The organism is Pseudomonas sp. D8002 (genome assembly GCF_013385695.1).
Classification (GTDB): Bacteria; Pseudomonadota; Gammaproteobacteria; order Pseudomonadales; family Pseudomonadaceae; genus Aquipseudomonas.
In genome coordinates, this window is record NZ_JACAPM010000021.1 from 1 (window position 1) to 13,696 (window position 13,696).

12 protein-coding genes are annotated in these 13,696 nt (G+C 63.7%); 4 read left to right on the top strand and 8 right to left on the bottom strand.

Translation table 11 applies throughout. The annotated features are described in order from the left end of the window. Positions 1-119 precede the first annotated feature (119 nt). The 4 genes from HX807_RS12445 to HX807_RS12460 all read right to left on the bottom strand — a co-directional run bounded on the left by HX807_RS12445 (position 120) and on the right by HX807_RS12460 (position 5,051). Complete coding sequence (locus tag HX807_RS12445; RefSeq protein ID WP_177050132.1) at positions 120-1,628, bottom strand: MDR family MFS transporter; 1,509 nt, start codon at positions 1,626-1,628, stop codon at positions 120-122. Continuing rightward, complete coding sequence (locus HX807_RS12450) at positions 1,618-2,748, bottom strand: HlyD family secretion protein (protein WP_177050133.1); 1,131 nt, start codon at positions 2,746-2,748, stop codon at positions 1,618-1,620. The genes HX807_RS12445 and HX807_RS12450 overlap by 11 nt, the downstream gene beginning before the upstream one ends. Beyond that, positions 2,745-4,193: an efflux transporter outer membrane subunit gene (locus HX807_RS12455; protein WP_177050134.1), complete on the bottom strand. Its 1,449-nt coding sequence runs from the start codon at positions 4,191-4,193 to the stop codon at positions 2,745-2,747. Before HX807_RS12455 ends, HX807_RS12450 begins: the two co-directional genes overlap by 4 nt. Before the next feature lie 114 nt (positions 4,194-4,307). Next, positions 4,308-5,051 (bottom strand): helix-turn-helix domain-containing protein, encoded by a 744-nt coding sequence (locus HX807_RS12460; protein ID WP_102605376.1) that lies wholly within the window; start codon positions 5,049-5,051, stop codon positions 4,308-4,310. A 161-nt stretch (positions 5,052-5,212) separates the two neighbouring features. On the opposite strand from HX807_RS12460, the gene HX807_RS12465 reads away from it, so the two are divergent. The 3 genes from HX807_RS12465 (at position 5,213) to HX807_RS12475 (ending at position 8,431) form a co-directional block, all read left to right on the top strand. Next, positions 5,213-6,013, top strand: a complete 801-nt coding sequence (locus HX807_RS12465) for a glucose 1-dehydrogenase (RefSeq protein WP_003208175.1) — start codon at positions 5,213-5,215, stop codon at positions 6,011-6,013. Then, on the top strand, positions 6,006-7,832 hold the full coding sequence (locus HX807_RS12470; RefSeq protein WP_008434531.1) for a glycoside hydrolase family 15 protein: 1,827 nt from the start codon (positions 6,006-6,008) through the stop codon (positions 7,830-7,832). Before HX807_RS12465 ends, HX807_RS12470 begins: the two co-directional genes overlap by 8 nt. Before the next feature lie 137 nt (positions 7,833-7,969). After that, complete coding sequence (locus HX807_RS12475; RefSeq protein ID WP_177050135.1) at positions 7,970-8,431, top strand: cysteine hydrolase family protein; 462 nt, start codon at positions 7,970-7,972, stop codon at positions 8,429-8,431. Positions 8,432-8,639: 208 nt separating this feature from the next. On the opposite strand, the gene HX807_RS31655 is transcribed toward HX807_RS12475, so the two are convergent. After that, the gene (locus tag HX807_RS31655; protein WP_256344300.1) at positions 8,640-8,774 is read right to left on the bottom strand and encodes a hypothetical protein; all 135 of its coding nucleotides are present in this window, start codon (positions 8,772-8,774) and stop codon (positions 8,640-8,642) included. A gap of 113 nt (positions 8,775-8,887) precedes the next feature. Here HX807_RS31655 and HX807_RS12480 point away from each other — a divergent pair, with 113 nt between their 5' ends. Continuing rightward, positions 8,888-9,796 carry an alpha/beta fold hydrolase gene (locus HX807_RS12480; protein ID WP_032899294.1) on the top strand — a complete coding sequence of 303 codons (909 nt, stop codon included), beginning with the start codon at positions 8,888-8,890 and terminating at the stop codon, positions 9,794-9,796. On the opposite strand, the gene HX807_RS12485 is transcribed toward HX807_RS12480, so the two are convergent. The 3 genes from HX807_RS12485 to HX807_RS12495 form a co-directional block, all read right to left on the bottom strand. Further along, positions 9,774-11,969 carry an ATP-binding protein gene (locus HX807_RS12485; protein WP_177050137.1) on the bottom strand — a complete coding sequence of 732 codons (2,196 nt, stop codon included), beginning with the start codon at positions 11,967-11,969 and terminating at the stop codon, positions 9,774-9,776. The genes HX807_RS12480 and HX807_RS12485 overlap by 23 nt on opposite strands. Further along, entirely contained in the window at positions 11,966-12,553 is a 588-nt protein-coding gene (locus tag HX807_RS12490) for a biliverdin-producing heme oxygenase (RefSeq protein WP_032899296.1), read from the bottom strand. Before HX807_RS12490 ends, HX807_RS12485 begins: the two co-directional genes overlap by 4 nt. 131 nt (positions 12,554-12,684) lie before the next feature. After that, on the bottom strand, positions 12,685-13,653 hold the full coding sequence (locus tag HX807_RS12495) for a GlxA family transcriptional regulator (RefSeq protein ID WP_177036734.1): 969 nt from the start codon (positions 13,651-13,653) through the stop codon (positions 12,685-12,687). Between the last annotated feature and the right edge of the window lie 43 nt (positions 13,654-13,696).

A 13,696-nucleotide genomic window follows, 5' to 3' on the forward strand; every position in this document is an offset into this window, starting at 1 on the left:
CTGTAAGAGCGGAACCATAAGCGGCCATCACCCAAATAACGGATATGTACCCAGCCCCCAAAACCATAAAAAACACACCTGAACCATTGCGCTCACTTGAGTCCCCCACAGCACTGCCCCTAGATCCGCCGCAACATCAACGCCGCCACCGCACACGCTGCCAACGCCACACACGCCAGAAAGAACGCATCACTGTAGGCCATCAAAAACGCCTGATGGCGCACACTCCGATCCAGCAGGTCCAACACCACCTGATGCTCCGGCAACTGCTCCTGCAGCACCCCGCCAGGCAAGCGCTGTTGCAGCACCGGGTCAAACAGCGTCACCGCCTCCCCGATCCGCGCCGAATGCACCCGCTCACGCACCACCACCAACTGCGCCAGTAACGCTGTTCCAACGGCGCCCCCCAGATTGCGCAGCATCGAGAACACCGCCGACGCCGACCCCGCCTGCGCCTTGGCCAGGCCGTGCACCGCCAGCACCGACAACGCCACCATGATCAGCGGCTGGCCCATGCCGCGCACCACGATCGAGGGCACGATCACATTGCTGGCGCTATCCGCCGACAAGTGCGCACCCATCCAGCAGCCCAAAGCCATGATCGCGAACCCCGAAGCCACCAGCATTTTGGCGCTGACCCACTTCATCAGGCGCGGCAAAAACGGCGCCATGATCAGTTGCACCAGACCATACGCGATCAGGCTCACGCCAATTTCGCTGGCGTTGTAGTGCTGCAATTGCGACAGGTAGTTGGGCACCAGGAACACCAGGCCATAGGTACTGGCGCCGAAGATAAACATCGCCACGCTGGCCACCCCAAAGTTGTAGTGGCCCAACAGTCGCAGGTTGATAAAGGCGTGCGCGCCCCATAATTGCCGGGCAACGAAGCCGATCAGGCCCACCACCGCCAGCAGTGTCATCCACACGATAAAGGGCGAGCCGAACCAGTCCTTGCGCCCGCCCTCCTCCAGCACGATCTGCAACGCACCCAGGCCCAGCACCATGCAGCCGATACCCAGCCAGTCGCCCTGGCGCAGCAGGCCCAGCTGCATCGGCTGGCGGTCAATGGACCAGGCCACCGCCGCCAGCAACGCGATCCCCGGGAACAGTTGCAGGTAGAAGATCCAGCGCCAGGAATACGCATCGGTCAGCCAGCCGCCAATCGACGGCCCGGCGGCCTGGGCCACACTGTTGGCCAGGCTGAACAAGGCCATGCCCAGCGGGATCTTGCTGGGCGGCAGCTCGGTGATGATCAGTTGGAATGACAAGGGAATCAGCACCGCCCCGGCCGCGCCCTGCACCACCCGGATCAGGATCATCACTTGCAGGTTGGGCGACAGCGAACACGCCACCGAGGCCACCAGGAATATCCCCGAGCCCCACAGCATCACCCGGCGCAGGGAAAACACCTGCACCAGCCACGCGGTGAGGGGAATCATGATGATCTCCGCCACCAGGTAAGCGGTGGAAATCCACGAACCCTCCTCAAACGTCGCGCCCAGTGCACCTTCGATTTCCGGCAGTGCGGCGCTGGTGACGTGCACGTTCATCCCGGCCATGAAGCAGCCGAACAGCCCGCCGATCACCGCGACCCAGGCGCGAAACGGCACACGCCCTTCAGCCTCCATGGACGTGCTCCTGGCTGGCGGCAGGGCGGGTATCAACCGTGGCAATCACCGACATGCCCGGCAGCACCCGCGACTCACCGGGTTCCAGGCGAATCTTTACCGGAAACCGCTGGACGATCTTGGTGAAGTTGCCGGTGGCGTTGTCCGGCGGCAACAGCGCGAACACCGCACCGGAGCCGGGGGCGATGCTTTCCACTTTGCCGTGCCAATGTGCGCCGGCAAAACTGTCCACCGCGATTTCCACCGACTGCCCCGGCGCCATGTGCTGCAACTGGGTTTCCTTGTAGTTGGCAATCACATAGGCCTGCTCCACCGGCACCACCGCCAACAGCGGCAGGCCGGGCATCACGTATTGCTGGCGCCGGACCTTGCGCTGGCCCACCACGCCGTCAAAAGGCGCGCGGATCTCGGTGTCCTTCAACGCATTGCGGGCCAGCGCGAGGTTGGCCTGGGCCTCGCCGATGCGTGCCTGATGCTCGACGATTTGCGCCTGCGCCTGTTGCCGGCGTCCCTGCAAGACCTGCAACTGCGCCTGCTGCCGCGCGACCTGGGCGCTCGCCTGGGCCAGGGCCGCCTGGGCCTTGGCCTGGCTGGCGCTGACGGTTTCCAGGTGCTGGGCGCTGGCCACCTGTTGCGCGACCAATTCACGATAACGCTGGTAATCGAGCCGCGCGCGCCGGGCTTCGGCCTCGCCACTGCTCAGTTCCGCCCGGGCCTGGGCGATGCGTTGCTGTTGCTCGCCCATTTGCGCGTCGAGGGTTTGCACCGATGCCTGCTGTGCGCTCGCTGCTGCTTGCGCCTGTTGCAGTTGCGCCTGGGCGCTGTTCAGACGCTCGGTGAAATCCCGCTCATCGATACGCACCAGCACATCCCCGGCCTTGACCGGCTGGTTATCTTCCACCAGCACCTGGGCTACATACCCGGCAATGCGCGGGCTGATAGCGACCCAATCAGCGCGCACATAGGCATCGTCGGTTTCTTCAAGAAAACGCCCCCATTGCCACCAGTACCCGGCAAAGGCTGCCAGCCCCACCAGCGTCGCGAGGGAAGCCGTGGTCACCAGGGCGCGACGATGACGTTGCATAACGGTCAGGCGAATGGGTTCAACAGCCTGGTTCATGGTTTGGCTCCATTGACAGCGACAGATAAGGGGGCGGTTGGATCGTCACGCTGCCAGCCGCCACCGAGGGCCTGGAACAGGTCGATCTGGCGGTTGATCAAGCGCAGGTCGGACTCGGCCACGCGGGCTTCAAGGCCCACCAGGCTGCGTTCGCTGTCCAGCAGTTGCAGGGCATCCAGCGCGCCGGAATGGTAGCCGCGGGAGGCCAGGTCGAAGGCGCGGCGGTTGTTGTCCAGGGCGGCGGCCAGGGCCTGCCCACGCTGCTGTTCGCCCTGGTACAGGGCCATGGCCTGCTCCACCTGCTTCAGTGCGTTGAGCACCGTACCGTCAAACCGTGCCAGGGCCTGGCGCGCTTCGGCCTGGCTTTGCCTGACCCGCGCCTGGGCGACCTGCCGGTTGGGAAAGCGCCAGGACACCAGCGGCCCGACGGAATACACCGTGGCGTAGCGGTCCCCGAGTTTGCCCAGGCTGCTGGCGGACGAACCGAGCATCGCGCCGAAGGTGATCCGCGGGTAAAGCTCGGCGCGGGACAGGCCCACCGTCAAGGTGGCTGCGCGCAATTGCCCTTCGGCGCGGCGGATGTCCGGCCGCCGTTGCAGCAGTGCCCAACCCTCGCCCACCGGCAAAGGCGCCTGCAACTGCGGGGCCTGGGTACAGCTGCGTGGCGTGACCTGCTCCGGCGGCAACCCGCTGAGCACGGCCAACTCATACAGCGCGCTGCTGCGCCGGGCCGTGAACATCGGCAACGGTGCCCGGGTTTCTTCCAGCAACCCTTGCAGGCGCGCCAGGTCGAGTTGCGTGGCCGCGCCGGCCTTTTGCAGCTTCTGCGTGACCGCGACGCTCTGCTCCAGCAGCTGCACCGAGTGCGCCTGCACCTGTTCGCGCACACCATAGACGCAGGCCTGGGCATAGGCGCGGGCCGTCTGCGCGGCCACCGTCACCCGCAGCTCATCCTCCAGCGCCCGCGCCACCTGGGCATCCGCCCGTGCCGCAGCGATGCGATAACGCACCTCGCCCCACAAATCGAGGGTGTAGCTCAGGGAAAACTCAGGGGTGTGGCTCCATTCGGCACCGGCATGACGGTTAGTCGCCTGGGCCAGCGTCTGGTCATCGCGGCTGCGACCGTAGGCCAGGCCATAATCCAGGGAAGTCGACGGCAGGCGCTCGCCGTCTGCCTGTTCCAGCTGCGCCAGCAACGCATCGACATGGGCGGCGGCGGCTTCGAGGTCTTTGTTCTGGTGCAGGGCCCGCGCCACCAGGGCGTCCAGTTGCGGGTCGCGGTACAGCTGCCACCAACGGGCGGACAACGCCTCGGCCGACTCGGCGGAGAGCCGCGGTGCAGGCTGCGCCGTGACGGTCGACGGTTGACCGGGCACACCAGTGCACCCGGCCAGCACACTCAACAGGGCGATGGGCATCCATGGGTGAAAAGAAGGGCTGTGCATCACAAGGCTCGCTCAAGAAGGAGCCTTGCAGATTAGGCAGATGGCCTGTCCGATTCGCCCGCGTCAGGGCCATGTATCGTCGCTAAACGGACAATAGCGTTACCTGACGCAACACTAAACTCCGGGCCGAAAATGACTTGGCGGATAACCCAGCGACTTGCGAAACATCGCGCTGAACGCACTCGGGCTCTGGTAACCATGCTCCAGCGCCACCTCCAGGATCGACACGCCCTGGGCCAGCAACTTCAAGCTCAGGGCCAACCGCGCACGCTTGCGCCATTCACCGAAACTCATGCCCAACTCCCGCTGGAACACCCGGCTCAGGGTGCGGGCGCTCATGTTCAGGCTGTCGGCCCAGGATTCCAGGCTGCTGTCGTCAGAAGGGTTGCGGATGAAATGCGTGCACAGCCTGGCCAGCCGTGCTTCGCCGGGCACCGGCACGTGCATCGCCACAACCGGCGCGGCGAGCAGTTCCATGCGGATCAACTCGATCATGGCCTGCAGACGCGGGCTGTGGTGCCCGGCAATCTGCGTGGCGGCGACGATCAGCTCCCGCAGCAATGCCGACACTTCAATCACCTGGCAGGTGCGCCCCAGCCCCGGCTCGGCCTCGGGCATGAGGAACAGCGTGCGCATATGCACTTCGCCGGCCATACGGATCTCGTGCGGGGTTCCGGCCGGCACCCACAGCGCATGCCCGGACGGCACCAGCCAACTGCCCTGGGCGGTGCTGACCACCATCACCCCGGACACACCGTGGATCAATTGCGCCTGGGCGTGGCAATGGGGATGCACCACGTCATCGTTGCGGTAGTTGTCGGCGTAGGCTTCAAGCCACGGGCGGGGTGGGCAGTTCATCGGCTGAGGTCTCGCATCAATCAAGCGTCGATTCTAGCGAAAAGTCCTGTGGCAAAAACGATAGATATAGACAGCCATCGTCGCATTCCAGACAGCCGGTGAACTTGTGGGCCGCCCCGTCAGTCAGCTAGTTGGGCACTCTGAAAAAGGTTGGGTGGGCAATGCGCATTTCGTTGGAGCAACAAGTGGCGCTGGTGACTGGCGCCAGTTCCGGAATCGGCGCGGGGGCCGCCAAGGCCCTGGCCGAGGCCGGAGCCGCCGTGGTACTGAACTACAACGCCCAGGCGGCGCCGGCTGAAGCACTGGCGGCGCAGATCAACGCCAACGGCGGCCGGGCCATTGCGATTGGCGCCGACGTGTCGAAAGAGGCCGATGTGGAGCGCCTGTTTGCCCAGACCCTTGATGCCTTCGGGCACCTGGACATCCTGGTGGCCAACTCGGGCATGCAGAAAGACGCCGCTGCCGTCGACATGACCCTCGACGACTGGAACACCGTGATCGGCGTCAACCTCACCGGCCAGTTCCTCTGCGCCCGCGCCGCGTTGCGCATCTTCAACCGCCAGGGCATCCGCGAAGGTGTTTCCCGGGCCGCCGGGAAGATTATCCATATGAGTTCGGTGCACCAGGTGATTCCCTGGGCCGGGCACGTGAACTACGCCGCGTCCAAGGGCGGCGTGGAAATGCTGATGCGCACCCTGGCCCAGGAAGTCAGCCAGCAGCGCATCCGCATCAACGGCGTTGCGCCGGGAGCGATCCGCACGGCCATCAACCGCGCCGCCACCGAAGGCGCGGCCGAAGTGGAACTGCTCAAGTTGATTCCCTATGGCCGCGTGGGTGACGTCGAAGACGTGGCCAACGCGGTGGTGTGGCTGGCCAGTGATGCCTCCGACTACGTGGTGGGCAGCACCCTGTTCATTGATGGCGGCATGAGCCTTTATCCGGAGTTTCGTGGCAATGGTTGATCTGAAAAACGAACCACAAAGTGCCATTGATGCCCACGGCATCATCGGCGACATGCGCAGTGCAGCGCTGGTGAACGACAAAGGCAGCATCGATTTTTTCTGCTGGCCGGAGTTCGACAGCCCCTCCATCTTTTGCTCATTGCTGGACTCCCCCGCCGCCGGCATCTTCCAGCTCACGCCGGACCTGCCCGACGCCCGCCGCGAGCAGATCTACCTGCCCGACACCAACGTGCTGCAAACCCGCTGGTTGAGTAATGACGCGGTGGTGGAAATTACCGATTTCTTGACCGTCAGTGAAGAAGTTGACGACCTGCCGATCCTGATTCGGCGGGTGCGGGTGGTCAGCGGCAAAGCGAGCATCCATATGCGCTGCGCAGTGCGTCATGACTACGCCCGCGCCCAGACCCGGGCCACTCAAGATGACGGCGACGTGTTGTTTGAGGCCGCAGACCAACCCGGCCTGCGCCTGACCAGCAGCCACACCCTGCAGTTGGATGGCGACGCTGCCGTAGCATCCTTTGAACTCGGCCAGGAAGAAGGCGCCGAGTTTGTCCTCGGCGGGCTGGACGATGCCCGAGTCAAAAACGACTGCACCGACCTGTGCCTGGAGCGCACCCTGAAGTTCTGGCGCGGCTGGATTTCCCAATCCAACTACCGTGGGCGCTGGCGCGAGATGGTCAATCGTTCGGCCCTGGCCTTGAAGCTTTTGACCTCGCGCAAACACGGTGCAATCCTCGCCGCCGCCACCTTCGGCCTGCCGGAAACACCCGGCGGCGAGCGCAACTGGGACTACCGCTACACCTGGATCCGCGACGCCTCGTTCACCGTCTACGCGTTCATGCGCCTGGGGTTTATCGAGGAAGCCAACGGCTACATGCGCTGGTTGAAAGGCCGGGTGGGTGACTGCTGCGATCAGCCGATGAAAATCAACATCCTGTACGGCATCGACGGCCGCCAGGAACTGCCGGAAACCGAGCTGAGCCACCTCAGCGGCCACGGCGGCGCGCAACCGGTGCGCATCGGCAACGAGGCGTACGACCAGGTGCAACTGGATATCTACGGCGAGTTGATGGACGCGGTATACCTGGTCAACAAATACGGTGAGGCCATCTCCCATGAGGGCTGGAAACACACGGTGGAAGTAGCCGACCAGGTCTGCGAAACCTGGAACCACAAAGACGTCGGCATCTGGGAAATGCGCGGTGAGCAGCATCACTTCCTGCACTCAAGGCTGATGTGCTGGGTGGCCCTGGACCGGGCGATTCGACTGGCGTCCAAGCGCTCGCTACCGGCGCCGTTTGCCCGTTGGGACCAGACTCGCCAGGCGATTTATGCCGATATCTGGAGCAACTTCTGGAACGAAGAACGCGGCCACTTCGTGCAGCATATCGGCAGCACCGCGCTGGATGGCTCGATGCTGTTGATGCCACTGGTGCGCTTCGTTGCGGCGACAGACCCGCGCTGGTTGTCGACACTGGAGGCGATCCAGAAAAGCCTGGTGCGTGACGGCATGGTCTACCGCTACCGCAACGACGACAGCCAGATTGATGGGCTACAAGGCACCGAGGGCGCGTTTGCAGCGTGCTCGTTCTGGTACGTGGAATGCCTGGCCCGGGCCGGGCAAGTGGAGAAGGCGCATCTGGAGTTTGAACAGTTGCTGCGCTATGCCAACCCGCTGGGTTTGTATGCCGAAGAGTTTGATAACCAGGCACGGCATTTGGGCAATACACCGCAGGCGTTGAGCCATTTGGCGCTGATCAGCGCAGCGACGTTTCTGGACCGGAAGTTGAGCGGGGTGAAGACGGTTTGGCAGCCTTGAGCCCGAGCACAATCTGAAGGCAATTGAGTAACCTTGTGGGAGCTGGCTTGCCTGCTCCCACATAGACCGCGCCAGACTTGGAGACGAGGTGTACCCGGTGCACAATGCGTGGTCCTTCGATCTATACCAGGATGCCAATGCGCCAAGTCCTACTGATCATCGATGTACAACCCTCCTTCGCCCCGCCCGACTGGCTGGTAATCGGCATCAACGCCTTGCTGGGTCGCATGCCGTCAGTGGCCACCGTAGAGCGCCACGACGAAAGCATCACCCCGTTCGCCCGCCAACTCGGCTGGCAGCCGGCGCCCGACGACGACAGCCTGATCGCCGCTGACCATATCTTCATCAAACACGGCTACGCGCCCACGCCCGAGACCATCAGCCACCTGAAAAGCCTCGCGCCAAACCGGGTGTTGGTGTGTGGCATCCAGACTGACACCTGTGTGCTGGCGGCCGGGTTTGCGTTGTTTGATGCCGGATTACAGCCCACGCTGATCAGCGATTTGACCGTGGGTTCGTCGCTGGATTGCTCGGGGAAACTGGGCGCGGATTTGTGGCGGCATCACTTTAAACACGTCATCACCCACGCAGAGATTTAAGTCAGCCCCTCACTGTGGCGAGGGAGCTTGCTCCCGCTGGGTCGCGAAGCGGCCCCAAAAAGCTCAACGCCATCTAACTCAAAGAACACAGTCAACAAAACCTGGGGCTGCTGCGCAGCCCAACGGGAGCAAGCTCCCTCGCCACAGGTTGTTTGGCAAACACCATCGTTGACACAAGGCTCGTATTGATCGGCGCTCTGCCGACGCATTACTCGGCGTCACTGCCAGCCTGGTCGCCGACGGAAACATCAGTCACGTTAGGCGCCACGTTGTATCGCGGGCCAATGGAAGTCGAGGGCGGCGAGTGGATGTGCCAGGTGCGCGACCCTTGGGGTAATTGCATCGGCTTGCGCCAGGCCGGTCTAGACAAGTCAAGCAATTGCAGCCTTTTGAACCACACTCGGTAACCCGCTTGGTCTACAGTTCCAACACTTTCCCTCCACCCTCGGAGCCTCCATGCCTACCCTTCACATCCGCACGCCCATGCTCGATATCGCTTACGAAACCCATGGCCCGGAAGGCGGTGAGGTGGTGATCCTGCTGCATGGCTTCCCCTACGACCCTCGTGGCTATGACGAGATCGCCCCGGTGGTCGCCGCACGTGGCTACCGGGTATTGGTGCCATACCTGCGCGGCTATGGCCCGACGCGCTTTATCAACGATCAGGTGATGCGCTCCGGCCAACAAGCAGCGCTGGCCAAGGATTTGCTGGATTTCATGGATGCCCTGTCCATCGAAAAAGCCACGCTGGTGGGCTATGACTGGGGCGGACGCGCGGCGTGTATCGTTGCGGCGCTTTGGCCTGAACGGGTGCGCGGCCTGGTGACGGGCGATGGCTACAACATTCAGGATATCGCTGCGTCGACCAAGCCTCGGGCGCCGGAAACAGAGCATCGGCTGTGGTATCAGTTTTACCTTCATACCCAACGGGGTGTCGACGGACTGACCGCCAACCGGCGTGAGTTCTGCCAGTTGCTGTGGGCGCTCTGGTCGCCGTCCTGGGCCGAAGGGCCGAGCCTGTATGGCAAGACAGCGCCCTCGTTTGATAACCCGGATTTTGTCGAGGTGGTGGTCCATTCCTACCGGCACCGCTTCATGTACGCGCCGGGTGATCCGGCGCTGGAAAGCATCGAGCAGGCGCTGGTACAGCCACCGCCGATTTCAGTACCGAGCATCTCGTTGTGCGGCGCTGATGACGGCGTAGGTCCGGCTCCGGTTGAAGATGACGACCTGGAAAATTTCAGCGGGTTTTATCGGCGCGAAGTGTTGGCCGGCGTGGGCCACAACATTCCCCAGGAAGCGCCCCAAGCGACCCTTGAGGCGATATTCGAGCTGCTGAGCCTCAGCCCCCAGCCGAAATCCTGAAGCTGAACACGCTGCCCTGCCCCACCACGCTTTCAGCCCACAGGGTGCCGCCGTGGGCCTCGATGATGCCGTGGGAAATGTACAACCCCAGCCCGCTGCCGGTGGGGTTGCCCACGCGGGAGGTCCAGTAGCGTTCGAAGATATACGGCAACTGCGCCGGGTCGATGCCGACACCGTTGTCGCACACCCGGAACAGCACCTCATCGCCCGCGGCCTCGGCAATCACCTCGATCACACCGCCCACCGGGGTGAATTTCAGGGCGTTGCCCAGCAGGTTGGAAAACACCTGGAACAGTCGCTCAGGGTCGGCCTGGGCACTCAGCCCGTCCACTGAGCGCCAAGTCAGGTCCAAACCCTTGGCCGCCGCCAGCGGTTGCCACATCGAACAGATCTGGTCCAGGGTTGCCGCCACATCGAGTCGTTGCAGCGAAACGCTGTAGCGCCCAGCCTCGATGCGCGAAATATCGATCAGGTCTTCCAGCAGCGTGTTCATGCGGGCGGTGGCGTTTTGCATGGTTTCAATCGCGGTGGAGAGGCGCCGGTTCGCCTTGTTGTCCTCGGCGGGCACCATGCTGCGCATCATGCCGCATTGCATCAGCAGGATGGTCAGCGGGCTGCGCAGGTCATGGGAGACCACCGCCACCAGCTCGTCACGCGCCCGCACCGCAGCATGTTCGCGTTGCACCTGGCGCGCCAGGTCATGCTCCAGGGCATTGCGCCGCAGGCTCTCCACCGCCTGTAGCTCCGACAGCGACCAATACAGCGCCTTGCCGTCGACCTGCTGCTTCCACAACTCAAACGACAGGCGCGGGCTCAAGGTCGTGCTGCCCGGTTCCTGATGTTTGACCGGCTGGCCGCTCCACTCCACCGAGGACTGGACCTCCGGGCGAAACCACATCACCGCGTTGTCCACCGGCTTGGGCAGGCAGAACGCCAACAGGCCGCTGGCATGGGCCTGGTAGGCCGCCGCCGGGGGAAAGTCCACCGACAATTGATGGCTGTGCACCACGCCTTTGCCCTGTCCGCGCACCCACTGGTGCAAGGCGTGGATTTCAGCACGTGCAGGGCAAACGCCGAACACATGCAGGCGCTCTTCCACCCGAATCGCCAGGCCACCGGCGGCGGTCAGGTTCAGCAGCGTTTGCGCATAGGGCAACAGGCTTTCCATCACATCGCACTGGTCCGCGGTCATGGCGGCGACCAACTCTTCGACCATGGCGGCCTTGTCGCGTTGTTGGCGGCGCTCCTGCTGCTCCTGGAGCAACGTGATCTGCATCGACAACAACTGGCCGATGCTGGTGCACGCCGTGCGCAGTTCATGGGGCACGCGCAACGGCTCACGGTGGCCACAGGTGATCAGGCCCCAGAGCTGGTCGTCCTTGAGCAGCGAAATGCTCATGGACGAACGCACGCCCATGTTCTTCAAATAATGGCAGTGCACCGGGGACACGCTGCGCAACACGGCGAAGCTGAGGTCCAGGGGCTGGCCGTTGTCGGGGCGCAGGGCCGGCAGGATCGGCACCGGCTGGTACTCGGCGTCGGGAATCGCGCGGATCCAGTTCAGCCGGTACAGCTCGCGGGCCTGGGGCGGGATGTCCGACGCGGGAAAACATAATCCCAGGTACGGCTGCATGCCGTCGCTGAGGGCCTCGCCAATCACTTTGCCGTGGCCCTCCTGCTCGAAGCGGTACAAGGTGACCCGGTCATAACCGGTGAGGCTACGAATCTCGGTCACGCTGATCTGGTACAAGCTGTCGAGCGTCTTGGCCGACTGCAAGCGGCGCAGCGTTCGGGACAGCTGCTTCACAGCGCTGTGCTCAAGCGTGAGGCTCCGCTCCAGTTCGAGAAACAGCAGGCCTTGATGACGATGCAGCAGGATGTCGTAGGCGTAGCCATCCAGCGTCAGTTGATGCACGTCCTCCTTAAAGGCGTCCAGGTCTGCCAGGGCACGACTCACCTGAACTGCCGCTTCGCTGCCCAGCACACTTGCCAGCGCCTGGCCCGACAGGCGTTGCGCGTCCAGGCCCAGCGCGACGCTCAGGTTGCTGCTGGCTTGCAGCACCTCAAGCGCCGGTTCGCTCAGCGTCAACAACAACCCGTGAGGCTGGATCGAGCCGGGGATATGGATGGGCTCGCTGGCGCAATCGTCGATCAGCGTATCGACCGTGGTCATCGCAGCACCCCGCAGCGGTCCAGCCACTGCTCGAAACAGAGGAAGGTCGACTCGGCGACCTTCACCGCCTCCACGCGCTCGTACGCGGTTCGCAGCGGGTCAAGGCACGCCATAAAGCGCTGCCACAGGGCGCTGGTCTCGGCCCCGTACACATTCATGAACGCGCCGCCATTGGTGGAGCCCACGCCAATCTTGATCTCGATCAGGTCGCGCAACACCTGGCCGCCGAGGGTGGCGCCTTCCAGCACATAGAGGGCGCCCAAGGCCTGGGCCACGTTGGTGATGGCGGGCAGTTCGGGGCATATCGGCAAGGCATCGATCTGCAGGTTTTCCAGGCCCAACGCCCGCAAATCAGCCTGCAAGTACGGGGTTTTGCTGCGCCGTCCCCATTCCAGGTCAGGGATGATTTCACCCCACGGCGCCAGGGCTCGCTCCAGCGGCTGATAGAAGCCGTAATAGGCACTCATCAACTCGCGGTACAGCGCAAGGTCCATACGGGAAAAAGGCAGCCGAGTGTCGAGACGTCGATGCAGCGCAGCGGTCGCCGCGCGTAGTTCGACAAGGACAGGAGGTAGTGAATTCATGAGCTGTGCGCACGCCGGGAAGGTTCAAAACCGCGACGTAGAGGCCTGGGATCAAGACACTGCGCAATGGACTGTGAGTAACATAGCACCTTGATACAAAAACGTACCTATTCGTTCAAACAGGCTCGACCTCAACCGGGTGAGGAAAACCGTTCACGGTAGGCCTGGGGTGTGATCGATACCGCCCGCAGGAAGCTGCGGCGCATGGTTTCTTCGCAGCCAAAGCCGCAGTGCACGGCGATGCGCTTGATCGACGCGCTGCTGTCCGCCAATTGCCGGCGGGCGGTTTCCACGCGAATCAACTCGACCGCCCGCGCGGGGGTCTGGCCGGTCTCGCTGCGGTAGTGGCGCACGAAACTGCGCTCGCTCATGCCCGCCTGGGCGGCCAGTGTGGCAACGTTCAAATCGAGGGTCAGGTGTTCGGCGATCCAGGCGTGCAGCTCCGCAAAACGGCTACCGCCCTTTTGCAGGGACAACGTCACGCTGAACTGCGATTGCCCACCGGGGCGCTTGAGAAACACCACCAGGTGCCGCGCCACTTCCAGGGCCACGGCGCGACCCAGGTCCTCCTCCACCAGCGCCAGGCACAAGTCGATACCGGCGGTCACGCCGGCGGAGGTCCACAGGTTGCCCTGCTGGATGAAAATCGGATTGGCCTCCACCGTCAACTGTGGGTACTTGCGCGCGAGTTCTTCGCAGCGCGTCCAGTGGGTCACCACGCGGCGGCCGTCGAGCAAACCGCTGGCGGCCAGCAGAAAGGCGCCGGTACACACCGAAGTCATGCGCCGGGCCTGGGTGGCTTTTTGCCGAACCCAGTCCACCAGCGCCGGGTCTTCGGCGGCGCCGTACACCCCCCAGCCGCCGGCAATCACCAGTGTGTCGCACGGAGCATCGGCAGGCGGCAGTGGCTCGGCCACCAGGGCCAGGCCCGCCGAGGTCATCACCGGCTCGGCCTGCGCGGCGATCACACTGACCGCATAGGGCAACGGCAAGCCCTGCTGGCGCGCCAGGTCATTGGCCGAGGCAAATACTTGCAAGGGCCCGGTGACGTCGAGCACCTGCACATTGGGAAAGGCGAGCACGTTGATGATTCTGGGCATGTTGGCGTAATTCGTGGGCTCAATGGCGTATGCGCCAAAGCCT

Coding starts and splice junctions, on each gene's coding strand:
- HX807_RS12445 (WP_177050132.1), bottom strand. CDS start 1,628: ATGGAGGCTGAAGGGCGTGTGCCGTTTCGCGCCTGGGTCGCGGTGATC.
- HX807_RS12450 (WP_177050133.1), bottom strand. CDS start 2,748: ATGAACCAGGCTGTTGAACCCATTCGCCTGACCGTTATGCAACGTCAT.
- HX807_RS12455 (WP_177050134.1), bottom strand. CDS start 4,193: ATGCACAGCCCTTCTTTTCACCCATGGATGCCCATCGCCCTGTTGAGT.
- HX807_RS12460 (WP_102605376.1), bottom strand. CDS start 5,051: ATGAACTGCCCACCCCGCCCGTGGCTTGAAGCCTACGCCGACAACTAC.
- HX807_RS12465 (WP_003208175.1), top strand. CDS start 5,213: ATGCGCATTTCGTTGGAGCAACAAGTGGCGCTGGTGACTGGCGCCAGT.
- HX807_RS12470 (WP_008434531.1), top strand. CDS start 6,006: ATGGTTGATCTGAAAAACGAACCACAAAGTGCCATTGATGCCCACGGC.
- HX807_RS12475 (WP_177050135.1), top strand. CDS start 7,970: ATGCGCCAAGTCCTACTGATCATCGATGTACAACCCTCCTTCGCCCCG.
- HX807_RS31655 (WP_256344300.1), bottom strand. CDS start 8,774: ATGCAATTACCCCAAGGGTCGCGCACCTGGCACATCCACTCGCCGCCC.
- HX807_RS12480 (WP_032899294.1), top strand. CDS start 8,888: ATGCCTACCCTTCACATCCGCACGCCCATGCTCGATATCGCTTACGAA.
- HX807_RS12485 (WP_177050137.1), bottom strand. CDS start 11,969: ATGACCACGGTCGATACGCTGATCGACGATTGCGCCAGCGAGCCCATC.
- HX807_RS12490 (WP_032899296.1), bottom strand. CDS start 12,553: ATGAATTCACTACCTCCTGTCCTTGTCGAACTACGCGCGGCGACCGCT.
- HX807_RS12495 (WP_177036734.1), bottom strand. CDS start 13,653: ATGCCCAGAATCATCAACGTGCTCGCCTTTCCCAATGTGCAGGTGCTC.